Here is a 23,998-nt window from a genome sequence, read left to right on the forward strand (position 1 = left end):
ATGTACCATGACACTGGTCATTATAGGAGGCGGACCAGCAGGTTATGTGGCGGCCATAACAGCCGCCCGTTTTGGCAGGGAGGTTGTGTTAATTGATCAAGGTCAGCTGGGGGGTACCTGCCTCAATGAAGGCTGTATCCCGACCAAAGCACTTTTGCAAAGCGCCGATATGTATGAGCATGTGAAATCAGCTGGACATTTTGGAATTGAGCTTCCAGAACATGAGCCCATCATCCAATGGAAGGCCGTTCAAAAACGAAAACAGTCTGTCGTCAAGCAGCTCACTGATGGTGTTCGTTACTTGATGAATAAAAACAAAATTACCGTGGTAAATGGGAAGGCTTCATTTCTATCAGCACATGAGCTATTCATAGAAAGTGAAGGAAAGTCTGAAATCATTCAAGCAAAACAAATCATTATTGCAACAGGGGCTGTGCCTGCGGCTTTACCGTTTGCACCTTTTGATGGCGAATGGATCATTCACAGCAAGGAGGCCATGTCACTTTCTTCGATCCCAGATTCACTTTGTATCATTGGGGGCGGGGTGATTGGCTGTGAGTTTGCGAGCATCTTTAGCAGAATGGGATCAAAGGTTGTCATGATTGAACGGGCAGTGCACATTTTACCAGAAGAAGATCGTGATACAGCACAATGTCTTCACGAGCAGCTCGAAGAAACGGGTGTAAACATTTTGACGTCCGCCACAGTCAAACAGCTTGATTCCACTTCAAGAAAAGTAGTGGTGGAGAATAATCAAGGAGAACGTTGTGACATCCAGTCGGATCTTTGCTTAATGGCGATTGGTAGAACTCCGCAACTTGGAGAGTTGAATCTTGATCAGATTGGAATTGAATTTGATAGAAACGGAATCTACGTCAATGAACATATGCAAACCAATCTCCCGCATATTTATGCGTGCGGTGATGTGACAGGTGGTGTCCAGCTTGCTCATACTGCCTTTCATGAAGGGACGGTTGCGGCTTCCCATGCATCAGGTGAACATCTAAAGGTCAATGAACAAGTGATTCCGAGGTGCATCTACACCTCTCCAGAAATCGCGAGTGTTGGTTTAAATGAAGAGAGTGCTAGAAAACAATATGAGGAGATTCGGATAGGGACATGTGCATTTTCTGCAAATGGAAAAGCATTAATCTTAAATCAACCAGCCGGTCACGTAAAGGTCATTGTAGAGCCGCAATATCAAGAAATATTAGGCATTTCAATCATTGGACCGAATGCAACAGAAATGATTGGACAAGCGGCGGTGATGATGCATGCAGAGTTGACCGCTGATACATTAGAGCAGTTTATTGCGGCACATCCGACACTTTCAGAGGCAATACACGAAGCCGTTCTGCAAACCATTGGAAGAGCGGTGCACTGCTGAAAGAGACTCCTTTTCTATCCAATTGACTTCTTGGGTTAGCCAATGATAATTGAAAGCGCTTTTATGTTTATCTATAATGAATAAAAAGCCCCCAGAGGAGAGGATGGAATGAATCCGACGCCTTGTTATTTAAATACGTGGAAACGTTTTGTTCGTGAAGGTTTGCTTGATCAGTCTCGTCTGAATAAGAGAGTGGCAGAATCATGGCACAGGTGTAAACAGGCAAATGTGAATCCGTATTTAGATAAAGGACAGTCGTTGTTAGAAAAGGAACGATTCAGTGCCCAAAAAAAGAAATATTCATTATTCCTAAATGCGGCTCTTCCTTACTTAAATAAAATCAATCAGCAATTAAAAGATTCTGATATGCTGGCCTTACTCATTGATGCAGATGGTTATGTGCTAAGTCTGACAGGAAGCGAAAGAACGATGGTGGAAGCCAGAAGAATTAATTTTATGGAGGGTTCACGCTGGACTGAAACAGATGTAGGGACAAATGCGATCGGAACGGCACTCGTCATCGGAGAAGCGGTGACGATCAACGGAACGGAGCATTTTTCTATCGCCTCTCATCATTGGAGTTGTTCAGCTGCTCCAATTCGCGATGCGGACGGTACAATCATAGGGGTGATTGATATCTCCTGTATGACGGATAACAAGCACCCTTTTATGCTTGGAATGGCTTCAACGGTTGCTTATGCCATAGAGAGAGACATTCAAGTCGAGCAAAAAAGGAGAGAGATGGAACTGATCACTCATTGTCTTCAGCAGGTGGAAGCAGATGAACCGTATGTGGTCTGTAATGAAAAAAAGCAAATTGTGTCTGCCAGCAGGTCGATTAGAGATCGATTTTCAGACTGGCATGGAATGGATGTTGAGCGGCTTAAGGATCATCCATTTGTTATCCGGGGAAAGCAGATCATTCAATCAGAGCAAGACGGGAAGGTGCTAGGCATATCCCTTTCTCTTGAAGAAGTAGCGAAAAGCAGCATGACCGTTTCTTTTGCTCAATTTCCCGGGGAATCAGGAACAAGTAAGGTATTTCAACAGACGCTTAGTGAGATGAAGAGAGCGGCACAAACAGATGCTCATGTGTATATTTGGGGAGAAACAGGGACAGGGAAGGAACTCGCCGCTAGAGCCATTCACTTCGCCAGTGAAAGGCATAAAGGGCCGTTCATTGCTGTTAATTGCGGAGCCATTCCTGAAAGCCTGTTAGAAAGTGAGCTGTTTGGCTATGCTGAAGGTGCTTTTACAGGAGCAAAACGCCACGGAGGTAAAGGTAAATTTGAACAAGCCCATAAAGGAACACTCTTTCTAGATGAAATAGGCGAAATCCCATATGCGATGCAAGTAGCGCTTCTTAGGGTGATAGAAGAAAGGGCAGTCGTACCGCTCGGCGGGACACACGAAATCCCTTTGGATATTCGAATCATTACAGCGACTCACCGTAATATGAACGAACTGCTGAAAGAAGGAAAAATACGAGAAGACTTGTATTACCGTCTTCATGTCTATCCGATCAATATCCCGCCGCTTAGAGAAAGAAAAGAAGACATTCATGATTTGTATCGTTATTACCAAAAGAAGCATCACTGGAATGCAGCGTTTCCTGAATCATTTTTTCAGAAATTACAGGCGTATCATTGGCCAGGAAACATAAGAGAGCTTTTTAACCTGTTTGAACATCTAAGGGTCCTCTTTCCGAAAGGCGGATGGATTGGTGAATCGCAATATGCTTCAGTATTAGAGGCGATTGATCAGAAAAAACAGAAGCTGCATCCAGCAGAGCAACCGGAGACTTCAAAAGAACTCACATTCAGGGAACGCATTCAAAAGCAAACAGTGATAGACGCACTGCATAAAACAAAAGGTCATGTGTCAGAAGCAGCGAGGTTAGCAGGAGTGCCAAGAAGTACTTTTTATAAGTGGATGCGAAAGTTTCATTTGTCTTAATCTTATGAGGAAGGCTGCATCAAGGCCCTTGGTCTACGTGGAGGTCGGGGGCTTTCTGCCAAGTTAAACAAATGGCATGGAAAAAGGCTTGACTGTTATATTAGTATATGTTAAATTATAAAAGTCGTCGCAAATGGAGCAGGAATGAAACGTTTAAAAATTCTTGACACATTTTTCTGGCATAGATATAATGAAACATGTCTTATTATTCCGCAGTAGCTCAGTGGTAGAGCTATCGGCTGTTAACCGATCGGTCGTAGGTTCGAGTCCTACCTGCGGAGCCATAATGGAGAAGTACTCAAGTGGCTGAAGAGGCGCCCCTGCTAAGGGTGTAGGTCGCGCGAGCGGCGCGAGGGTTCAAATCCCTCCTTCTCCGCCATTATCATATGGCCCGTTGGTCAAGCGGTTAAGACACCGCCCTTTCACGGCGGTAACACGGGTTCGAATCCCGTACGGGTCATGTTTTCTTTTTTATGTTGATTCGTTGGGCTATAGCCAAGCGGTAAGGCAACGGACTTTGACTCCGTCATGCGTTGGTTCGAATCCAGCTAGCCCAGCCACTTTTTATATATGTTTTTCTGCATAGCAGATGAGCCATTAGCTCAGTTGGTAGAGCATCTGACTTTTAATCAGAGGGTCGAAGGTTCGAGTCCTTCATGGCTCACCATTGTCACGCGGGTGTGGCGGAATTGGCAGACGCGCTAGACTTAGGATCTAGTGTCTTTATGACGTGGGGGTTCAAGTCCCTTCACCCGCATTGTTTTTTCAAACAGTGCACTTATGAATATATGAGCACATCATACACGCGGTCGTGGCGGAATGGCAGACGCGCTAGGTTGAGGGCCTAGTGGGTGAATAACCCGTGGAGGTTCAAGTCCTCTCGGCCGCATCTAAGAAACCAAAGGTTATAGACCTTTGGTTTTTTATATTTTCGAAGTGATAGAACCATTATCTATGGCATTACGATAATATCAAGTTCTGTGAAACGAAGAATATTGCTCAAATTGTGATAAAATGTTGAAGGTTAGGAAAGGAGGAAAATACATGTCAATTTACCATAAAGTCATTGGAGAGGGATTTCCGATCGTGATATTGCATGGTTGGACACTTGACCATCAAGTGATGTTACATGCATTGGAACCGGTATTTGAAAAACAAAGCGGTTGGAAAAGAATATACATAGACTTACCGGGGATGGGACGTTCCAAGCCGCATCCATCTATTCAGAACTCAGATGATATGTTAGAAGCGGTATTGCGTCTTTTGGACGAGATGATCCCTGATGAACAGTTCATTGTTTGTGGTTATTCGTATGGAGGGTACATAGCTAGAGGTATTGTTCATTCACGCCGGGAAACCGTTCGTGGATTACTGCTTGTGGCTCCAATGACTATACCTGTATTCGATAAAAGAGTCGTGCCAGAGAAGACCGTTCTAAAAAGTGACAGTCACTTAATTTCACAACTGTCTTCAGAAGAGGCGGATGAATTTTGCTCCATGGCGGTTGTGCAAGGAAAAACGGAATGGGAGAGGTTTCGCGATGAAATTTACCTTCCTTCTAAACAAACAAATCATGAATTCATCAACAATATTCTTCAAAATGGATATGGCTTTACTTTCGATATTCCTTCTGAATTTCAGTATCCTACGCTCATGATCACAGGACGTCAAGACCATGTCGTCGGATATCACGATGCGTGGCGGCTGATCGAAGACTATCCAAGGGCCACTTTTGCAGTGCTTGATATGGCTGGTCACAACCTGCAGATTGAACAACCCGATGTGTTTCATTCATTAGTCCATAACTGGTTAAATAGACTGGAGTCGGAAAATGTGTAGTATTTATCAATAAGAGTTTACTGGAGTGAGACGGAACTAGATTATTCTTTTTACCATCAATTCACCTCTCTTATTTGAGTCACTATGTCATGTGTGATATGCTTTTAAATCAACAAATTGCAATTATTTCCGATTCATGCTATAATAAAAAGTAATTATTTTTGTTCGGCGTAAAGGATAGTATGAAGATTGACTTTTCGTCTTGAGGGTACTTTGGGCAAGGATAGTATAATACATTGTGTGGTAAACGCACGAGGAGGCAACAATCATGGAACAAGGTACAGTAAAATGGTTTAACGCAGAAAAAGGTTTTGGATTTATCGAACGTGAAGAAGGCGACGATGTATTCGTACATTTCTCAGCTATCCAAGGTGACGGATTCAAATCTTTAGACGAAGGTCAAAAAGTAACATTTGACGTAGAGCAAGGTTCTCGTGGAGCTCAAGCTGCTAACGTTCAAAAAACTGCTTAATCTTCTTTTTTCAAAACAGGTTCTCTACAGAGGGCCTGTTTTTTTTGCATGAAAAAACCCTACTCAGCGTACAAGTAGGGAGATGGTGCAAGGTATTCGTAAAAAATTTCATGCTTCAAAGGTTAGTGTATAGTATAACATACTAGATTGACAAAATGCGGAATTTCCATAAATTATTTTATTTTCTTTTTTACTCAAACGTTCTTTAACAAGAATTGAATTAGTTAAAATTTATATTGTATTTCTTAAAAAAATACTCTATATTAAATGTGTAAGCAGTTTCATAATAGGATTGTGACCGTTAAGGGCGATACCTAAATTGATACGTGTACAATAATGTTTGTTATTGTATTGGTTTCAGTTTAGGTTTTTTTATACCTTTTTTCAGCAAATCTTCATGACAATGACATATATGAAAAGGGATTGTGACTGTTCGGCAGGCGAAACCTGAATTGATGTGAGTTAATTGCATTGCGATGCAATTAACCGGCCTCAATTCAGGTTTTTTTATTTCAACATAGAAAGATAACATGTTTATTGTTTTGAAGGGGGGAACTCGTAAAAAAGTTTGGTTTAAACTATTTTTCTGGAGGCGATGAAAGTGGATAAAGTGACGTTAGCAAAAGATATTTTAAAATTGGTGGGTGGCAGTGAGAATGTTCAAGGTGTCACTCATTGTGCAACAAGGCTGCGCTTTAGGGTGAGCCAAAGTGATAAAGTGAAAAAAGGTGAACTGGAGCAACATCCAGACATTTTAAAGGTAGTTGAAAGTAGCGGGCAATTGCAAGTGGTCATTGGAAGTCATGTATCTGATGTCTATCAAGAAATTGAACGTCAAGGGCAATTTAATGATGACCATTCCGTCGGGAAATCAGAGCAAAAACAAACCATTTTATCAAAAGTGTTTGCTTTAATCTCAGGAAGTTTAACGCCATTAATTCCTGCTTTTGCAGGGGCAGGTTTGATGAAAGCACTGTTAATCGTTTTAGAAAATCTTCATATATTAACGCCAGAAAGTGGTACGTACGCCGTTCTTGCGGCAGCTGGTAATGCAGTATTTTATTTCTTACCCATTTTATTAGGAGTCACGATTGCTAGAGTATTAGGTGCAAACCCATATGTAGCAGGTGCTATTGGTGCAGCACTGCTAGAGCCTAACTTCACTGCTCTGCGTGAGGCAGGAAACGTTGTCTCCTTTATAGGAATCCCAGTTCCTTTATTAGATTACGCATCATCAATATTTCCTATATTTATTGCCGTCAGTCTATTTGCATTCATTGAAAGAAATTTAAAGAAAGTCATTCACAAAAATATTCAAATATTTGCTGTTCCGTTTTTATCTATCTTGATCACTGTACCTTTAACAACCATGCTCGTTGGACCATTTGGTGTTTATTTAGGGACATGGTTAGGCGACTTGGTCAATTATTTGATCAATAGCAGTCATATTGTATCGGGTATTATCATTGGAGGGTCTTGGTCTTTCTTAGTTTTGTTTGGACTGCACTGGGCAATGGTGCCTATCATTTTAGAAAATCTTAAAAGTGGATCTGATTTAATTGTGCCATTGGCAGCAGCATCTGTTGCAGCACAAATGGGGATTGCTTTAGGGGTCTTCTTGAAAACAAAAGACAAAGATATGAAAGCCTTAAGTGGTTCGACATTTCTATCAGCCATTTTATCTGGAATTACGGAACCCATTTTATATGGGATTATCCTTCGACATAGAAAAACAATGATCTATATGGTTGTAGCAGGAGCCATTGGAGGAGCGCTGATTGCGATCTTTAACGTAAAATTAGTTGTCTTTAATTTCTTCCTTAACGTATTTACGTTCCCGGCTCAAAGTCCGATGATTCTCTATATCCTAGGTATTGTGATAACGATTGTTATTGCAGCAGTTCTTCCCATCATATTTGGATATGAATTGAAGCATCAACAGAAAAAAGAAGACAACGCTACGAATAAAGAGCTTGAAACAAACGAGTCAATCATGAGCCCTCTCTCTGGACAAGTGAAAGCACTTCAACAAGTGGGTGATGTTGTTTTTTCTTCAGAAGCGATGGGGAAAGGAATTGCGATAGAACCGAGCCAAGGGGAAGTCGTTGCCCCTGTAGATGGCGTCATATCAGTTACAATGGAAAGTGGACATGCAGTTGGCATGATTTCTAAAAAGGGAGCCGAAATATTAATCCATGTAGGAATAGATACGGTGAAACTGGATGGAAAGTATTTCACTTGTTTGGTGAATCAAGGGGATGATGTGAAACAAGGCCAGCCTCTCATCAAATTTGAATTAGATAAAATCATTGAAGCTGGTTTTCAGACGACAACACCAATTGTCATCACAAATTCCGACCAATATGAGCACATAGATGCGGTTGTTCCAGTTGAAGAGCAAATTCAAAAGAACGAAGATTTACTGAATCTAAAGAAAAAATCTTAATATGAACACCAGGTATTCTTTACCTGGTGTTTGTCTCTAAATATCAGGAAAAGGAGTGTGCTTCCGTGAGGTTAATTATCAATGCAGATGACTTTGGTTTAACAGAGTCAGTGAGTAAAGGCATTTTGAAAGGGATGCAAGAAGGGATCATTACAGATACCACGATGTTGACGAATACAAGACATTTTGATCGATCTATAGAATTAGCAAAAGAAGCAGGAATTGAAGCAATGGGAGTCCACTTAAACCTTACATTATTGAAACCTATACTTGAAAGTGGGAAGGTTCAGTCGATTGTAGATGGCAAAGGGAATTTCTATCGAAAGCCATCATTGATTCCAAGTACGTTTCATAAAGGAGAAGTCCGTGCAGAGCTCAGAGCCCAAATCGAAAAGTTCCTTTCTTCGGGATTAACACTGACACATATTGACACACATCATGGTTTTAGTGTTATGCATGCAGAGATGTTTCAGATCATCCTTGAATTGGCCAAAGAATATCGTGTTCCTATGAGAAAAGATGATGTTTTAACGGATGATCCTTTCATTAAATCTCAATTAGCCGAATCGGGTGTGAAAACGACAGATGTATTATGCGCAGATTTCTCAGTTCCCATTATGCAGGAATCTGTCCTCATCAATACGATAGCAAAATATAAACAGACAAACGCAACGATTGAAATACCGTGCCATCCTGGATTTGTTGATGATGAGTTGCGAACAATTTCTTCATTAAATGATGAGCGAGAAGAGGATCTACAGTTATTGTTAAAGCAGGAGTGGTTAGGTTACATGAAAGAACAAGGCATCGAACTGATCTCATTTAGTCAGCTTTAACATTTTAAAATGATAAAAGTATTTTTTTAATAAAGTATGATAGATTAAAATGAGAACGTTAAATTTTCTCTGGATTTTCTTCTTTAGGATTGTAGGAAAGTGGGTGATCTAAATGAAAATCAAAAAAATCTTTAATAACAATGTCATCTTATTAAGTGATGAGATGGATCATGAAATGATTGTGATGGGGAAAGGGATCGGTTTTAATAAGCATAACAGTGAAGAGGTAGACTTTTCGAAAGTGGATAAAAAGTTTGTCATTGACAAAGGTCAAACCAACAAGCTGACTGAACTCATTGAACATATTAACATCGAATATTTAGAACTAACAAAAGACATGATTGAATATGCTGAAAATAAATTAGCCGTAAGTTTCAACCAAAATATTTACCTAACCTTGACGGACCATATTAGTTTTGCCATAACACGATATCAAGAAGGCATCGATATCAGAAACCCGCTTTTATGGGAAATTCAAAAATTTCATAAAGAGGAATATCATGTGGCTTTAGAGGCACTAAAAATCGTTGAAGAGCGGCTTCAAATTGCACTGCCAACTGAAGAAGCTGCGTCCATTGCGCTTCATTTTGTAAATGCTCAACAGAGCGGGAGTGATATGAAGCAAACCATTGAAGTGACCAAGATTGTGAATGATCTAATCAATATTGTGAAATACCACTATGGCATTAAACTAGACGAAAATTCAATAAATTATAGTAGGTTTATGACACATTTAAGATATTTTGCCTATCGAATTCTCTCTAAAGAGGGAATACCGGATGAAAATGATTCGCTTTTTGAACAAATAAAAAACCGTTATCCAAAAGCATATAGCTGTGCACAAAAAATGGTCACATACCTAGAGAAAAATGATAGGATCACTCCTACCGATGAAGAGCTTGTCTATTTAATCATTCATATACATCGAGTAACCAATAGGAGTACAAATCGTTCATAATATGCTTTTTCGCAAAATATAAACCGATCTTTTGAGCTACTATTCATATAGTAGCCTTTTTTATTTTGATTGAAACAACAAAAGACCAGCCAAACAGGCTAGTCTTTGAACATGATTTTTTGATCATAATGTTGAAATATCAATCACAAACCGATAACGCACATCACTATTGAGCACACGTTCATATGCTTCATCGACTTGGTTTGCGTTGATCACTTCAATTTGTGGTGCGATCTTGTGAGCAGCTGCGAAATCGAGCATTTCTTGTGTTTCTTGGATGCCGCCAACGAGTGAGCCGGCGATGCTGCGACGTCCCGTAATTAATGAAAACACATGGAAGTTGTCTGGCTTTGGTGGTGCACCGACGTTTACTAATGTTCCGTCAACACGAAGTAAGGACAAATAGGCATCCACGTTGATATTGGCAGAGACGGTATTGAGAATGAGATCATATTGACCGGCTAGTGTCTTAAACGTATCAGAGTCACTTGTAGCAAAATAGTCTTTTGCACCAAATGACAGCGCCTCTTCTTTTTTATTCATAGAGCGGCTTAATACAGTCACTTCTGCGCCAAGTGCGCGTGCAAATTGAATGGCGACATGACCTAGACCGCCCATTCCGACAATCGCCACTTTTTTGCCAGGCCCAGCCTTCCAGTGTTTTAATGGAGAATACGTTGTGATGCCTGCACAGAGAAGAGGGCTGGCGACATCGAGGGAGAGCTGGTCAGGAATATTGACAACAAATCGTTCTGTCACAACAATTTTCTGACTGTAGCCGCCGTAAGTTGGTTCTCCATCATAATCCAGGTTATTATAAGTTTGAACGACTCCTTTCTTGCAATATTGTTCATCTCCATTTTGGCAATATTCACATGTACCGCAAGAATCGACAAAACAACCGACGCCTACACGATCACCAATGTTGAATTTCGTGACAGCATCCCCAACAGCTGAAACAACTCCAGTAATCTCATGACCCGGAACCATTGGGAAAATACCGCCGCCCCATTCATCAAAGGCACTGTGGATATCTGAATGACAGATCCCGCTAAACTGAATATCAATTAAAATATCATGTGGACGAAGTGCTCTTCGTTCAATGGTTGTCCGTTCAAAGTTTGCTTTTGCATGGGAAACACTTAAAACATTTGATTGGTGCGTCTGACACATTCTGGATCATCCTTTCAAAAGTAAGATTCGGTCCTTCCTCTATACTGTACGTCTTAAAGTGAACTTTAAGTCAACATAGAACCTTCTGATCGCTTGAATTCAGGCTTTAGCATCAACCTTGAATCAAGATTTGAGCCAAAAGTATCTTGTCTTCTCGATAAAAATGGAGATGATGGGAAAAGGGAGATCGTCAAGTAAGAGAAAGAAGAGAAGGGTGAAAACAATGAAAATAGCACAAGCCGCCAAACAACTCGATTTATCTACTGCTACGCTCAGGTATTATGAGAATATAGGTTTAATTAGACCGATCAGGCGTGATGAAAATGGTGTTCGTGATTATACAGAAGAAGATATTCAGTGGATAGAATTTATTAAATGTATGAGAAATGCGGGTCTGTCAATTGATGCTCTTAGAGAATATACGGCTTTATTTATCGAGGGAGAGGATCGTACATTGTCCTCAAGGAAGCGTATTTTGGTCAATGAGAGAGAAAGACTCGTAGACAAACAAAAGGAAATCGAAGAAACGATTAAACGGTTAGATTACAAGATTGAAAGTTATGAAGATATTATCCACAGTTATGAACAAAAACTAGTTCATCAATTAAAAACGAGCTCTATTTAAATGAAGAAAAACCTGTGACTTGTCACAGGTTTTGTGATGTGGTTATCTTTTTGTGTAACGCACCCAATTGTAATGAGCGTAAAGTGGAGTAACACCGTTGTAGGAGCCGAGCCATTCATCGACACCTGCACCATTCCATAAGTTCATCATAATCTTTCCAGGTGTTTGAGGGATTTGAGTAGTAGCCGTATGTTTTAATTGACCGTCCACATACCATTTAATCGAGTTAGGCTGCCAGTCGAACGCATATGTGTGATAAGAGTTTGCTGCATCAAAACCAAGGTTGACGATTTTTTCATGATTTCCGACACCATTGGTATAATAGTTAAACTGAACCTTTGTCGTATCTTTTCCTAGAAATTCGATGTCGATTTCATCCCAAGGCGTACCATCAGTCGGTCCCGTATAAGTAAAGAACGAAGACACGATCCCAACATTTTTGGCTGGTTTCATGTTGACTTCATAAAGTCCATAGCCATATGTTTGAACGGAGCGGTTTTCTCCACAGTCAAACTTATTATACGAAGGACTTGTGAGCGATAATCGCATTTCCCCTAACGACGTCATGGAGACATTGTTTGCGCGCCACGTACAGTTAAACATATTTCCGTTCGAGTACCCATCGGCTTTTTGCCATAACCCGGTATTATAGTTGTTGAACGGTTCATAAAACGACCCGCCCGTTTGTGCCGAGGCACTTGCAGCAAATGTGGACAAACTTAAGAATAATCCAGTGACAAGCAGCATCAACATTCGTTTTACACGGTAAGACATGTAGGCATTCCCCTCTCTTTTTTGAAAGCGTTTTCTTTTTGATCATACACGATTCTCTCAAAATGGAAAATCGGTCTAAATAATGATAAACAGTGTGTTTTTTTAATAGAATGAAAAGAAAATTGATAGGTAAAAAATAATGATTGACAAAGCGGACAGTTGTCCGTAAGATAATACCGGTACAATTGTCCTAATGAAAATGAAAGAAATTTGATTTACACATAGAGATATAAGCAAGGTGGATGAAGGTGAAGCATCATGGAAAAGGATATTGGAAAGGAAATTGAAGAGGTCGCTTTCTCTTTGTTTCAAGAGTTTGGTGTAGAGAATGTCAGCATGCATAAAATCGCAAAAACAGCTGGTGTTGGTCAAGGAACCCTTTACCGCCGCTATGCAAATAAAAGTGATTTGTGTCTCTCTATTCTTGGTGAGAGATTTGAACAGCTGATCCCTGCTTTGCATCTTTACTTAAATAAAATCAGTGATCAGCCGGTTCAAGATCGTTTGCAATATGTTCTCGAGGAGATCCATCTCATCGTTGGTCATCACTTAGACTGGATTCGGATGCTGACGATCTCTGGAAATTTAGAGCAGACAAGTAAAGTATATGATTGTCATTACAGTCAATCACTCAAACAAATCATTCGTGATTTGCTCGAGGAAGCGAAAGTAAAAGGAGAAGCGAACATACAAGACATTGAGTTGACGACATTATGTATGTCCTCTCCAATGACGCCTGAACTCATGTTTTATATTCATGAATCCGGCTACTCAATTGAAAAAATTGCACAATTCGCTGCGGAAAGACAGGTTTTGTCTGTCTTTTCCTAGACATTGAAGTGGCTCATTTCTGTCCAGCCTAACTACTTATGGTTTATCAAAATTGAAAAAGAAAAGGAGCCAACTTAATATGAACAAACAGCAAACAGCAGCTTCCGACATTCGAACGCTGCCCATTATTATTTCATTTATCACAGCTGGATTTATTGGACTTTTTAGTGAAACGGCACTCAACATGGCGCTGAGAAGTTTAACATTAGATTTTGGTATTGAAGCAACGACTGCTCAGTGGCTTACAACCGGCTATTTATTAACACTAGGGATTCTTGTTCCAATTTCAGGCCTCATTCTTCAATGGTTTACAACAAGACAGCTTTTCATCACCTCACTGGTCTTTTCGATCATCGGTACATTTATTGCGGCCGTTGCACCTGTCTTCAGTATTTTAATGGTGGCACGTGTGGTGCAGGCAGTAGGAACAGCCTTGCTTCTTCCATTGATGTTTAATACGATTTTGGTCATCATTCCACCTCATAAAAGAGGTAGATCAATGGGGATTATTGGTCTTGTCATTATGTTTGCCCCAGCAGTTGGTCCAACGGTCTCTGGTCTCATTCTTAAATCGTTAACATGGCATTGGATTTTTTGGATTTCGCTTCCGTTATTGGTTGCTGCACTCGCATTTGGGTATATTTTTATGCAAAATATTACGGAACCCACAAGACCGAAAATCGACATTTTATCGATTGTGCTATCAACCATCGGTTTCGGTGGAATTGTGTATGGCTTTAGCAGTGCTGGTGAAGGCGGCGGCTGGAGCAGTATGCATGTGATTGTGGCGATTGTTGTAGGTGTCATTGGCATTCTTGTGTTCTCCCTAAGACAGTTAAACATGAAAGAACCGATGTTGAATTTAAGCCCATTTAAATATCCAATGTTTGTGATCGGGTTACTTCTGATCTTAGTGTGCATGATGGTGATGCTGTCTGCTATGATGATCTTGCCATTATATTTGCAAACGTCCTTGGCACTCTCTACATTTACAGCAGGTTTAATGCTATTACCAGGTGGAATTATCAATGGACTGCTATCGCCAATCATGGGTGGGCTTTTTGATAAATTTGGGCCGAAATGGCTTGTCATCCCAGGTCTTGTCATCGTTGCAGCGACCATGTTTGGCTTCACGAACTTAAGTATGAATACGTCAATCGGTTATATCGTGACGCTTCATATTACGTTAATGGTTGGGATTGCGATGATCATGATGCCTGCCCAAACAAACGGTTTGAATCAGCTGCCGCCAGAGCTATATCCGCACGGTACAGCGATTATGAATACATTGCAGCAAGTGTCAGGAGCGATTGGGACTGCGGTTGGTATCTCGATCCTTTCATCAGGAGCTCGCAGTTTTATGCAAAATGTGGCTGATCCCGCTAATCCAGTCAATCAGCTGCTCGCCTTTACAAATGGCGTCCAGCATGCCTTTATCTTTGCTGTCATCATGACAGTGATTGGCTTGGTAATTGCTTTCTTTATTAAACGAGTGAAAGTAGAACAACAAGTATCATAATATATGAAAAGCACTGAGGACTTAGCGCCACAGTGCTTTTTTTATTTATTCACAGGGGTGAATGTTTGTTTCAAAGGAGCTAAAAATGGGGAGATAGATAAAAAGCAACGACTCTCTGACGACATTGAAGGAAAAGACGAAATTCGTAACGAATGGATAGAGATAAAAGAATAGAATAGGAGCTGAGATCATGAACTTAGACGAACAAATCAAAATGGCTGAGTCATTACGTCAACCAGCTGAAGATTCATTAGCTGGTCAATCAGAATTAAAGCCAGTCCACCCTCCTGAAGTGAACAAAATGGAATATGATATCCCAACGGGTGCTGGTGAAACAAAGGTGTGGGTATTTAAACCTGTGAAAACATTGAAACAACCCCTTCCTGTTTTCGTGAATTTGCACGGCGGCGGTTTTATACTTGGAAGTGCTGAAATGGATAATCATTGGTGTCCGGTCATAGCAGATCGTGCGGAGTGTATCGTCGTCAATGTGGAGTATCAGCTGGCACCGGAGCACCCTTTCCCGGCCGCTCTTCATGAATGCTACGATGTGATGAAATGGTTATATGAACATCCTGATGAACTACAAATAGACCCAAATCGATTAGCCATTGGTGGACATAGTGCAGGTGGGAATTTGGCAACAGCGGTTTGTTTGCTTGATATCCAAAAAGGGAACAAACTTCCGATTGTCTATCAAGTGCTTGACTATCCGCCGCTTGATTTAGCTACTGATCCAGCACAAAAGCCAGCGTTTGAAGAAGCAATTCCAGTTGAAATGGCGAGACTGTTTAATGCCTTCTACCTGCAAGGTCAAGATCCGCACAATCCGCTCGTTTCTCCGGTCTTTGCAGAGAGAGAAGTGTTAGCACAAATGCCTCCAGCTCTTGTTATCACAGCTGAGAAGGATTCACTAGCTGAAGAAGCTGAGCATTATGCGGACAAGTTAAAAGAAGCAGGGGTAGATGTCACATACAAACAATTTAAAGGAGTCCCTCATGCGTTCACTCATGCCGGAGATTTAAAGATAGCTGAAGAGGCTTGGCATCTGATGAGCGATCAGCTTAAGAAGGCGTTTGAATAAGAAATATTCGGATATCAGTAAAAAGCACAGACTTTTTTTCTGTGCTTTTTTTGTGTTCTTGCTGACGTCTTGAAAAGAAGTGTAGATACAACAATCGCAGTAGTCGATATAATAGTAAGATAGAAGACATCTAAAAAGGAGCTAATAGAATGAAAAAAGAGACACTACAGGCATTTTGTCTTTCTTTACAAGGAGCAACCCACGACTATCAACCTGAGTGGCAGGCAGATCGTTATCATATAGGTGGAAAGATGTTCGCCATGATGGGGGGAGACGTCGATCGCAAGCCAGTTATCACTTTAAAATGTGATCCGCAACGTGCTGAAGAATTAAGAGAAATGCATGAAGGAATTATTCCCGGCTATTACATGAATAAGACGCATTGGAATTCTATTTATCTTGATGCAGATATTCCATCTTCATTTGTCGAAGAGCTAATTGAACATTCCTATCAACTGGTTTTTCACAAATTAACAAAAAAAGCTCAGCAGGCTATCCTCCAACATAATTCAAAAGAAACCGATTAAATGCTGAACGTTCAGTTGTTCATGTCTCTTTGAATCTCTTCAAAATTGACTAGAGTCACATGCTCTCGCTATACTTTAAACAGCTAGAAGATACGAATAGGGGGATATACAATGGGCTATACAGTCATTACAGGGGCAAGTTCAGGTATTGGATATGAAACGGCTTTGGCCTTTGCAGCAAGAGGAAAAAATCTGATCTTAGCTGCACGCCGGCTTGATAAACTCCAAGAACTGAAAGAAAAGATTCTAGAAACATATCCCGATATTCAAGTGAAAGTCCAGTCTGTTGATTTAACAGACAGAGAGCAAGTGTATTCTTTCTATGAGTCATTAGCTGGTGATGAGCTGGATACGTTCATTAATAATGCTGGGTTTGGCCATTTTGGTTCAATAGGAGAGCAGGATGTGAAAAAAATCGGGGACATGCTTCATCTCAATATTGAAGCGTTAACAATTTTATCCACTCTGTTTGTCCGTGATTATGAGCAAAAAGAGGGGACGCAGCTAATCAATATCTCTTCAAGAGCGGGTTATACCGTCGTCGGAAATGCTGTCACTTATTCAGCAACGAAATTTTATGTGAGCGCCTTTACAGAAGGTCTGGCCCTAGAATTGAAAGAAAAAGGAGCCAAATTACAGGCAAAAGTATTAGCGCCTGCTGCGACAGAATCAGAATTTGCAAAGCGTTCATTAGATGTCGATCAATTCGAATATGAAGGCACTATCAAGAAATATCACACATCAAAAGAAATGGCAGCGTGCTTGCTTGAACTTTACGACAGTTCAAAAACAGTTGGTATCGTTGATGGGAAGACATTTGATTTTGAATTGAAGGACCCCATTTTTTCACACGCTGGCACAAGCATGAAATAAAAAGTTCCAATCACTGAGGATAGATTCTCTTAGTGATCAGTAGGTCACCGCGCCGAAAGATGTCTTGGATAATGTGGAGCACTGTCAACACATACTAGAATAGATAAAAACACCTACACATTAGGTGTTTTTTTTATGCATTCTTTGATGAATGAAAGAATCGCAGGTCCAGTAGATGAGACTGCTGACAATTATGATCGGGAGGGATGTGGAGCTCTCAATTCCATCCATAACAAAAAGCATGACAATCATTGCTATCAGTAAGTAAGCCGCTAAATAAAGAGGATGAAAAGCCTTAGGCTTTAAAGAAAACAACAACTGTAAAGGTACCGAAAAGATGAAATAATAAACAAAAAAGATGGGAGTGTAAAGCATCATAAACGCAGGCTCTCCCTGAATCGGTGGATATAAACATACGAACAAGCTGAGTAAAATGGAACTGAAGAATAGTGTGAGTAGGATTTTGTAAAATGGTTGAACGGAACGCACTGTATGTACTCCTTTTTTGTAAGATTTCCTACATTTTATCATAAATGGGTTGAGAACAATTTCTGAAGTCAATTTAGGTATTATGGTATGAATAAATTTTGATAATAGTGCCCTTTTTCCTTTATTTGGTTCTGTGACTTTCACCTCATGCTGATGAATGAAGGAATGGTATAAAGTAAACCCTATAGACAGATAATTATTCATCACATTTAAGAAAAGAGATGATCTTATGAACGTAACAAAATGGTTTGGTGTTGTCCTTCTTTCTGTTTCACTATTGGTGACCGCAGCTTGTGCGAACGATAGCACTCAAGAGAATAATCAAAGTAATCAAGAAAGCACTACCAGTGAAACAAAAGAAAAAAACACGGCTGTTGAGACAGGGAATAAATCTTTATCCAATATTAAGGTGCTGGCAACAGGCGGAACGATTGCCGGTAGTTCAGACAGTAATACAGATACGACTGGATATAAATCTGGTGCACTTGGAATCGATAAAGTCATTGCTTCCGTACCACAGCTGAAGGATATTGCAAATGTCACGGGTGAGCAAGTAGCGAACGTCGGCAGTGAAAATGTGGATAACACTCTTCTTTTAAAATTAGCGAAACGAGTCAATCAGCTTTTAAATGATGATCAAGTAGATGGCATTGTTGTGACACATGGTACAGATACATTAGAAGAAACGGCCTATTTTTTACATTTGGTTGTAAAAAGTGATAAGCCAGTGGTGGTAGTGGGTTCCATGAGGCCAGCATCTGCCATTAGTGCGGATGGCCCGCTTAACTTGTATCATGCAGTGAAAATTGCTTCGACAAAAGAAGCCAAAGGCAAAGGTGTAATGGTGACATTAAATGACCGAATTGCCTCTGCTCGTTTTATTACGAAGACAAATACCACCACAACCGATTCGTTCAAGTCTCTTGAGCAAGGGTACATTGGAGAAGTGGCGGGTGAAGTTGTCTCTTTTTATAATGAACCGACAAGAAAACATACAGCTGACAGTGAATTCGATATTTCAAAGCTAAAAGAGCTGCCGCAAGTAGATATCTTATACGGTTATCAAAATGATCAAAAGTATGTGTATGATGCTGCCGTTAAAGCAGGAGCGAAGGGCATTGTCGTTGCCGCCGCAGGAAATGGAACGATGTCAACAGAAGCGATCAATGGGGCAACTGATGCAGTGAAGAAAGACGTGGTGATCGTGAGGTCAAGCCGTGCAGGAAATGGCATTGTCACACATGAAAAAATGGATGATGAACATCATTTTGTCTCATCGGATTCATTAAATCCACAAAAAGCACGCATTTTACTCATGCTGGCTCTGACGAAAACAAAAGATCCAGATAAAATTCAATCCTATTACGAGCAGTATTAAAAAGAAGAAGACCCGACGAATCATTGGGTCTTTTTTATATGTGTACCTGATGTTCAGCCCGTTTTTTTAAAGAGAGTAAAATGTCTCTCCAAACATCATCTATATCAGTCAGAAAATGTCCTGCTTGCTCGATATAGTGCATTTTGGCGTTTGGAATGTTCGGAGCAATGCTTTCTATCTCTGCAAAAGGGGCCATCTGATCCTCTTTTCCATGCCAGACATCCACAGGGATTTGTATATCTTTCATATCGAATGCCCATGACCGTGAGAGTAAATCTGGTTCATGAATACATTCATCAACCGATTGACGAGTAGCTTCGTATAAATGCCGCATCATCAGCTCCAGTTGCTCATCGGTTTGAAGAAATTGCCGATCCGATGGATGTAAATGTTTGTTCCCTTTTTTCGTTAGTTTCTTGAATTTCTCTGGTTTCTTTTCAATGAGTTTTTTCTGAGCGCGATAGCTTGCCTTTAAGAGCCAAGGCATTCTTTTACTGAGGAAAAAGGCAATCTTGTTCTCCTTTAGCATACTTTTAGGCGGTTTACCATCCTGAAATGGGGTGGTACTTGAGACGAGAGCAGCTGAAAGAATGCGGTCTGGCAATTGATAGGCACAACCAGCAGCGAATGCCCCGCCTCCAGAGACACCAATCACTGAAAAATGGGAGATATCAAGATGATCGGCCACTTCCTGTACGTCTTTTGCCCAGTCTAAAATAGTGCGGTTCGGTTGCGGATCAGATAAACCAAAACCAGGTCTGTCTAAAGAAATAAGACGAATGCCAAGCTCTTTTGAGATTGGATCATCATCTAAAAACATCACTCTCGATCCAGGTGTCCCATGAAAAAAGAATACTGGGAATCCTTCAAGATCACCGTATTGAGACAAACCAATATGACGTCCATCTTGCAAATGAATCCTGTCCATTTGATCATCCCTTTCATCGTTTATCTAACTTACATATTCATGCACGAAACGCCGGGTTAAGGCGTTTCTTTCGCAATTTGATAGATTTTTTCGTAAAGCGATAATAATGTTTTTAGATCTTCTTTTGAAAGCTGGGCATAGTATTTTTGAATAAGATGCAGCTGAATTTTTTCAATATCTTTATGATAGTCATGGCCCTTTTGAGCAAAATCAACAATGATTTCTCTACGGTTATGTGGATTAATCTCTCTTTTCACATATCCAAGCTGCTCAAGCTTTGATATGAGCTGGCTAGCGGCACTAGATGAAATGGAGAAATAATCAGCCAGTTCATTGATTGTTCTCGTCTTCGACCGCAGCAATTCAAGGGTCAGTTCTTGTTTGCTTGTTAAATCTGCATACTCATTTTTTAAGAATCGTTGATACTCTTCTACATAGATAGAACCTAGTGCATTTGAGTACTCAATGATTTTTTTGCTGTAATGAATGATATCCTCATCCAATGACATCACCTCTTTTCTCCTATATTATATGCGATCTTAATATTTAAGTGAAGTTAAATGTTAAGAAAAATTAAATAAAAGGAGGATAGACTACTGAGAAAATGACCTCTACCTCCACTTTTTTCATCAACAATGGACAAAGAATACTTCCTGTTTGGTGATGGGCAAAAATGATCGTTTTGTTTGTTTTCACTTAGATTCACTCCTTAAGAAGTCGATGACTTTTTCATTGTATTATGGGCAATCTCCATTTATAATAAAAAAATAAACCAACTGGTCGGTTTTATTTGTCCGTGTGAAGAAAAGCAAGGTAGAAGGGATTGTTCATAGATGACAAGTGCACAGAGCGGGGCTGGAAAAAGTGAAAAGACGAAGCAGAAAATTGTCACCGCTTCACGTGATTTATTTGCGAAAAAAGGATATTCCGAAACATCCGTGCGAGATATTCTAGAGGCGGCTGAGATAAGTAAAGGCAACCTTTATCATCATTTTAAAGGAAAAGAGTTTTTGTTCCTTCATATTATGGAAGAGGATCATCGATTCATGATGGAGACGTGGCATGAAGAGAAACAAGCGCTGCACCGGGCCATTGATAAGCTCGCAGGGTTTGCAGAGCTACTTAGTCAAATGGGGATTAACTATCCTTTAATGAGAGCAAGTGAAGAATTCTGTGCCAGTGCATTTACATCAGATGAAGTCATGGAGCGGCTGAACAAGATTGATGTAGACTTTGATGATGTGATGAGAGACATCCTGCTTGAAGGAAACGAAGATGGCAGCTGGTCGATTCAGCATGTTGAATCAAAAGTGAAAATATTACTTTCTGTATTTTATGGATTAGACGTGTTATATAAAAATGACACGATGCAGCAGAAAAAGGAATTACAAAAAGAGGCGATCTCATTGTTTATTCACGGAATCAACCATCATGAGTAACAAGTGAGTCAGTAAAGGGGAAACAAACATCATGCAAAAACCGATTCGTGAGCAAAAAGCAGTACTTGTTATTTTATTAAGTAATATATTTATTGCGTTTTTAGGTATCGGTCTGATTATACCTGTCATGCCGCTCTTTATGAATGTCATGCATTTAACGGGCAGTACGATGGGATATCTTGTGGCGGCGTTTGCTGTTGCGCAGCTCATCGCATCACCTGTTGCAGGGAGATGGGTAGACCGCTATGGAAGAAAGATCATGATCGTGTCAGGCCTTTTTCTATTTGCGTTATCAGAACTCGTATTTGGCCTAGGAACACACGTATATGTTCTGTATTTTGCAAGGGTTCTTGGCGGTATTAGTGCAGCATTTATCATGCCGGCTGTCACCGCTTATGTCGCCGATATCACGACTGTTCAAGAAAGATCCAAGGCAATGGGGTATGTATCCGCTGCTATTAGTACCGGATTTATCATCGGCCCGGGAATTGGCGGATTTATTGCAGAATATGGCGTTCGCCTGCCGTTTTTCTTTGCAGCAGGGATTGCATTTATTGCTGTGATTTCGTCTATGTTTATGCTGAAGGAACCATTAACAAAAGAAGAGCGAGAGAAACAAATGGATCAAGTGAAGGATTCGACCTTCTTTAAAGACTTGAAAAAATCGATTCATCCAAGCTATCTCATTGCTTTCATCATTGTCTTTGTGCTGGCGTTTGGACTATCTGCATATGAAACGGTCTTTAGCTTGTTTACAAATCACAAGTTTGGATTTGGTCCGAAGGATATTGCGATTATCATTACCGTCAGTTCAATTGTAGCCGTCATCATCCAAGTCCTCGTGTTTGGTAAAATGGTGAATGCGCTTGGGGAGAAACGAGTTATTCAACTATGCTTGATTGTTGGAGCAGTTCTCGCTTTTGTTTCTACAGTCGTGTCAGGCTTTATGGTTGTGCTGATCGTGACGTGTGTGATTTTCCTTGCGTTCGATTTATTGCGTCCTGCCCTCACGACCTTCTTATCAAAAATCGCTGGCAATCAGCAAGGATTTGTCGCAGGGATGAACTCTACCTACACAAGCCTTGGTACGATTTTTGGCCCGGCACTTGGCGGCATATTATTCGATCAAAATATTCATTTCCCATTCCTGTTTGCAGGTGTTGTCTTATTTCTTGGATTGGGCTTAACCCTTATTTGGAAGGGGAAGGCGACAGAAGAGGCATCAGCAGAATAATAGAAAAGAGACCTTTCAAATAAGGTCTCTCAGCGTGTAGGCAAACCCTCGCATTCTTTGTCAGTCCTGCGCTTCGGTGCTCACGAATGTCAAATTCGCTCCGCGCCGATGCTCGTCCTTCCTAGACTGCAAAGGTTTTCTATCACGCTGAAAAGAAGACAAAGGGCTAAAATCAAGTTCATTTTAGCCCTTTGTCAACAATCTGAAGAGACCTTTCAGATAAGGTCTCTTTTTTTTAAGGCTGCGGCTTCAGGTGATTCAGTGCCTGCGCCAGTTTTTGATTTTGTTGTTTTTTGTAAAATAAAAAGGCGATGATATGGCCTACTAATGTGAGAAAGGCTATACCGATAAAATAAGGCATGATCCATTCGAGCAGTGCAGTCGAATATAAAGCGACGGCTCCTACTTGAAACCCTAAATTGACGACAGTGGAGATGAGAATGTTGATGGGTGCTGGAAAGGTAAAGTAGTTCCATAGTAAAGGATACATGACCCCAAAGACGATGCCTGCCAAAGTACCGATGGCAATGATGTGCCACACGTAATGAAAAGGGATAGAGGATGACCATTGAGTGATGGACAGGATGAGTGTCAGCCATACGATAGAGACAAAAGCTGTTTGCATAAATTGATGTTTTAGTTCCTTGATCATTTGAATCGCTCCTTTATATATTTGGCGTAATGACGACTGACGGTGTAGCTGTTTTTCGAGATGGTTTCGACCTCTAAGCGAGCGTACGTACCAGCGACAAAGCTGTCGACTTGCGCTAAATTGAGAATGACTGCATTGTTGATACGATAGAAATGTTCACGCTCTAACGACTTCAGATCCTTCAGCCGTTTACTGAGAAAATACGTCGTACCCTGAGTCGTGATCACCTTTGACAGATGTCCAAGCGCAGAGATCGCTTCAATTTTTTCTAATGGTAAAAGAGACTGCCGATCATTTTTTGGATCTTTGACCGTTAGAGATGTACTAGCCTCCAGCATTGATGCCATCTTTTGTAAACGTTCTTGATTATGTGGATGGCTGATGACGTCTACTTCCGTCACATCCTTTTCTTGATTCCAGATCAAACGAAATTTCATTCATAAACCTCCTCTCACAATGAGCATAGCAATAGATGAAAGCGAATGCGATTGAATGTTGCTTTGATGCAGAAGAATTCTTTTTGTTGCAAAGATTCACCGCGTGTCTGCGGCTTTCCTTTATAATGAAAAGATACTCGT

General features: G+C 40.6%; 23 protein-coding genes and 7 tRNA genes. 23 read left to right on the plus strand and 7 right to left on the minus strand.

The window, feature by feature from the left end:
- The first annotated feature begins 7 nt into the window (after nt 1-7).
- The 14 genes from lpdA (at nt 8) to licT (ending at nt 9,894) form a co-directional block, all read left to right on the plus strand.
- Nucleotides 8-1,387 (plus strand): dihydrolipoyl dehydrogenase, encoded by a 1,380-nt coding sequence (lpdA, locus tag ACNO7B_RS02655; RefSeq protein ID WP_046342738.1) that lies wholly within the window; start codon nt 8-10, stop codon nt 1,385-1,387.
- Between the two features lie 108 nt (nt 1,388-1,495).
- Nucleotides 1,496-3,343, plus strand: a complete 1,848-nt coding sequence (locus ACNO7B_RS02660) for a sigma-54-dependent Fis family transcriptional regulator (protein WP_017366668.1) — start codon at nt 1,496-1,498, stop codon at nt 3,341-3,343.
- A gap of 209 nt (nt 3,344-3,552) precedes the next feature.
- Nucleotides 3,553-3,627: transfer RNA gene (locus ACNO7B_RS02665), tRNA-Asn, on the plus strand.
- Nucleotides 3,628-3,631: 4 nt separating this feature from the next.
- Nucleotides 3,632-3,722: transfer RNA gene (locus ACNO7B_RS02670), tRNA-Ser, on the plus strand.
- Between the two features lie 9 nt (nt 3,723-3,731).
- Nucleotides 3,732-3,803: transfer RNA gene (locus tag ACNO7B_RS02675), tRNA-Glu, on the plus strand.
- Nucleotides 3,804-3,828: 25 nt separating this feature from the next.
- A tRNA-Gln gene (locus ACNO7B_RS02680) sits at nt 3,829-3,903 on the plus strand.
- Between the two features lie 31 nt (nt 3,904-3,934).
- Nucleotides 3,935-4,010, plus strand: a tRNA-Lys gene (locus tag ACNO7B_RS02685).
- A gap of 7 nt (nt 4,011-4,017) precedes the next feature.
- Nucleotides 4,018-4,100, plus strand: a tRNA-Leu gene (locus tag ACNO7B_RS02690).
- A 48-nt stretch (nt 4,101-4,148) separates the two neighbouring features.
- A tRNA-Leu gene (locus ACNO7B_RS02695) sits at nt 4,149-4,232 on the plus strand.
- 155 nt (nt 4,233-4,387) lie between these two features.
- On the plus strand, nt 4,388-5,182 hold the full coding sequence (locus ACNO7B_RS02700; RefSeq protein WP_035390362.1) for an alpha/beta fold hydrolase: 795 nt from the start codon (nt 4,388-4,390) through the stop codon (nt 5,180-5,182).
- Between the two features lie 268 nt (nt 5,183-5,450).
- On the plus strand, nt 5,451-5,654 hold the full coding sequence (locus ACNO7B_RS02705; protein WP_003214229.1) for a cold-shock protein: 204 nt from the start codon (nt 5,451-5,453) through the stop codon (nt 5,652-5,654).
- Nucleotides 5,655-6,255: 601 nt separating this feature from the next.
- Complete coding sequence (locus ACNO7B_RS02710) at nt 6,256-8,100, plus strand: beta-glucoside-specific PTS transporter subunit IIABC (RefSeq protein ID WP_035390358.1); 1,845 nt, start codon at nt 6,256-6,258, stop codon at nt 8,098-8,100.
- Between the two features lie 65 nt (nt 8,101-8,165).
- A complete protein-coding gene (locus ACNO7B_RS02715; protein WP_017366671.1) occupies nt 8,166-8,936 on the plus strand; it encodes a carbohydrate deacetylase in 771 nt (256 codons plus the stop codon).
- Nucleotides 8,937-9,048: 112 nt separating this feature from the next.
- Nucleotides 9,049-9,894: a BglG family transcription antiterminator LicT gene (gene licT / locus ACNO7B_RS02720; protein ID WP_017358459.1), complete on the plus strand. Its 846-nt coding sequence runs from the start codon at nt 9,049-9,051 to the stop codon at nt 9,892-9,894.
- A gap of 123 nt (nt 9,895-10,017) precedes the next feature.
- Here licT and ACNO7B_RS02725 read toward each other — a convergent pair whose 3' ends face one another.
- Nucleotides 10,018-11,067 (minus strand): NAD(P)-dependent alcohol dehydrogenase, encoded by a 1,050-nt coding sequence (locus ACNO7B_RS02725; RefSeq protein WP_342493325.1) that lies wholly within the window; start codon nt 11,065-11,067, stop codon nt 10,018-10,020.
- 223 nt (nt 11,068-11,290) lie between these two features.
- On the opposite strand from ACNO7B_RS02725, the gene ACNO7B_RS02730 reads away from it, so the two are divergent.
- On the plus strand, nt 11,291-11,692 hold the full coding sequence (locus tag ACNO7B_RS02730; protein ID WP_017366673.1) for a MerR family transcriptional regulator: 402 nt from the start codon (nt 11,291-11,293) through the stop codon (nt 11,690-11,692).
- 42 nt (nt 11,693-11,734) lie between these two features.
- Here the strand turns inward: ACNO7B_RS02730 and bglS are convergent, their stop codons facing one another.
- On the minus strand, nt 11,735-12,466 hold the full coding sequence (bglS, locus tag ACNO7B_RS02735) for a beta-glucanase (protein ID WP_047947368.1): 732 nt from the start codon (nt 12,464-12,466) through the stop codon (nt 11,735-11,737).
- Between the two features lie 258 nt (nt 12,467-12,724).
- Here bglS and ACNO7B_RS02740 point away from each other — a divergent pair, with 258 nt between their 5' ends.
- The 6 genes from ACNO7B_RS02740 to ACNO7B_RS02765 all read left to right on the plus strand — a co-directional run bounded on the left by ACNO7B_RS02740 (nt 12,725) and on the right by ACNO7B_RS02765 (nt 19,167).
- On the plus strand, nt 12,725-13,297 hold the full coding sequence (locus tag ACNO7B_RS02740; protein ID WP_057078413.1) for a TetR/AcrR family transcriptional regulator: 573 nt from the start codon (nt 12,725-12,727) through the stop codon (nt 13,295-13,297).
- A 79-nt stretch (nt 13,298-13,376) separates the two neighbouring features.
- Nucleotides 13,377-14,816 carry a DHA2 family efflux MFS transporter permease subunit gene (locus ACNO7B_RS02745; protein ID WP_048002353.1) on the plus strand — a complete coding sequence of 480 codons (1,440 nt, stop codon included), beginning with the start codon at nt 13,377-13,379 and terminating at the stop codon, nt 14,814-14,816.
- 190 nt (nt 14,817-15,006) lie between these two features.
- Nucleotides 15,007-15,900 carry an alpha/beta hydrolase gene (locus tag ACNO7B_RS02750; protein WP_048002352.1) on the plus strand — a complete coding sequence of 298 codons (894 nt, stop codon included), beginning with the start codon at nt 15,007-15,009 and terminating at the stop codon, nt 15,898-15,900.
- A gap of 149 nt (nt 15,901-16,049) precedes the next feature.
- Complete coding sequence (locus ACNO7B_RS02755; RefSeq protein WP_048001239.1) at nt 16,050-16,427, plus strand: MmcQ/YjbR family DNA-binding protein; 378 nt, start codon at nt 16,050-16,052, stop codon at nt 16,425-16,427.
- Between the two features lie 111 nt (nt 16,428-16,538).
- Nucleotides 16,539-17,300: an SDR family NAD(P)-dependent oxidoreductase gene (locus ACNO7B_RS02760; RefSeq protein WP_041507603.1), complete on the plus strand. Its 762-nt coding sequence runs from the start codon at nt 16,539-16,541 to the stop codon at nt 17,298-17,300.
- A 718-nt stretch (nt 17,301-18,018) separates the two neighbouring features.
- Nucleotides 18,019-19,167: a type II asparaginase gene (locus ACNO7B_RS02765; RefSeq protein ID WP_417901135.1), complete on the plus strand. Its 1,149-nt coding sequence runs from the start codon at nt 18,019-18,021 to the stop codon at nt 19,165-19,167.
- Nucleotides 19,168-19,201: 34 nt separating this feature from the next.
- Here the strand turns inward: ACNO7B_RS02765 and ACNO7B_RS02770 are convergent, their stop codons facing one another.
- From ACNO7B_RS02770 to ACNO7B_RS02780, 3 genes are all read right to left on the minus strand, one after another.
- Nucleotides 19,202-20,095 (minus strand): alpha/beta fold hydrolase, encoded by an 894-nt coding sequence (locus tag ACNO7B_RS02770; protein WP_417901136.1) that lies wholly within the window; start codon nt 20,093-20,095, stop codon nt 19,202-19,204.
- Between the two features lie 56 nt (nt 20,096-20,151).
- A complete protein-coding gene (locus ACNO7B_RS02775; RefSeq protein ID WP_007496431.1) occupies nt 20,152-20,604 on the minus strand; it encodes a MarR family winged helix-turn-helix transcriptional regulator in 453 nt (150 codons plus the stop codon).
- Nucleotides 20,605-20,668: 64 nt separating this feature from the next.
- Nucleotides 20,669-20,791 (minus strand): hypothetical protein, encoded by a 123-nt coding sequence (locus ACNO7B_RS02780; protein ID WP_017366680.1) that lies wholly within the window; start codon nt 20,789-20,791, stop codon nt 20,669-20,671.
- A 137-nt stretch (nt 20,792-20,928) separates the two neighbouring features.
- Here ACNO7B_RS02780 and ACNO7B_RS02785 point away from each other — a divergent pair, with 137 nt between their 5' ends.
- Both ACNO7B_RS02785 and ACNO7B_RS02790 read left to right on the plus strand, forming a co-directional pair.
- Nucleotides 20,929-21,534 carry a TetR/AcrR family transcriptional regulator gene (locus ACNO7B_RS02785; protein WP_052320378.1) on the plus strand — a complete coding sequence of 202 codons (606 nt, stop codon included), beginning with the start codon at nt 20,929-20,931 and terminating at the stop codon, nt 21,532-21,534.
- Nucleotides 21,535-21,565: 31 nt separating this feature from the next.
- Nucleotides 21,566-22,768 carry an MFS transporter gene (locus tag ACNO7B_RS02790; RefSeq protein ID WP_008346722.1) on the plus strand — a complete coding sequence of 401 codons (1,203 nt, stop codon included), beginning with the start codon at nt 21,566-21,568 and terminating at the stop codon, nt 22,766-22,768.
- A 235-nt stretch (nt 22,769-23,003) separates the two neighbouring features.
- Here ACNO7B_RS02790 and ACNO7B_RS02795 read toward each other — a convergent pair whose 3' ends face one another.
- Together ACNO7B_RS02795 and ACNO7B_RS02800 are read right to left on the minus strand one after the other, a co-directional pair.
- Nucleotides 23,004-23,420, minus strand: coding sequence for a hypothetical protein (locus ACNO7B_RS02795; protein ID WP_017366684.1), 417 nt, complete (start codon nt 23,418-23,420; stop codon nt 23,004-23,006).
- A complete protein-coding gene (locus ACNO7B_RS02800; RefSeq protein WP_417901137.1) occupies nt 23,417-23,857 on the minus strand; it encodes a LytTR family DNA-binding domain-containing protein in 441 nt (146 codons plus the stop codon). The genes ACNO7B_RS02795 and ACNO7B_RS02800 overlap by 4 nt, the downstream gene beginning before the upstream one ends.
- Between the last annotated feature and the right edge of the window lie 141 nt (nt 23,858-23,998).

It is taken from the genome of Bacillus sp. AK25, assembly GCF_048270685.1.
Lineage (GTDB): Bacteria > Bacillota > Bacilli > Bacillales > Bacillaceae > Bacillus > Bacillus altitudinis.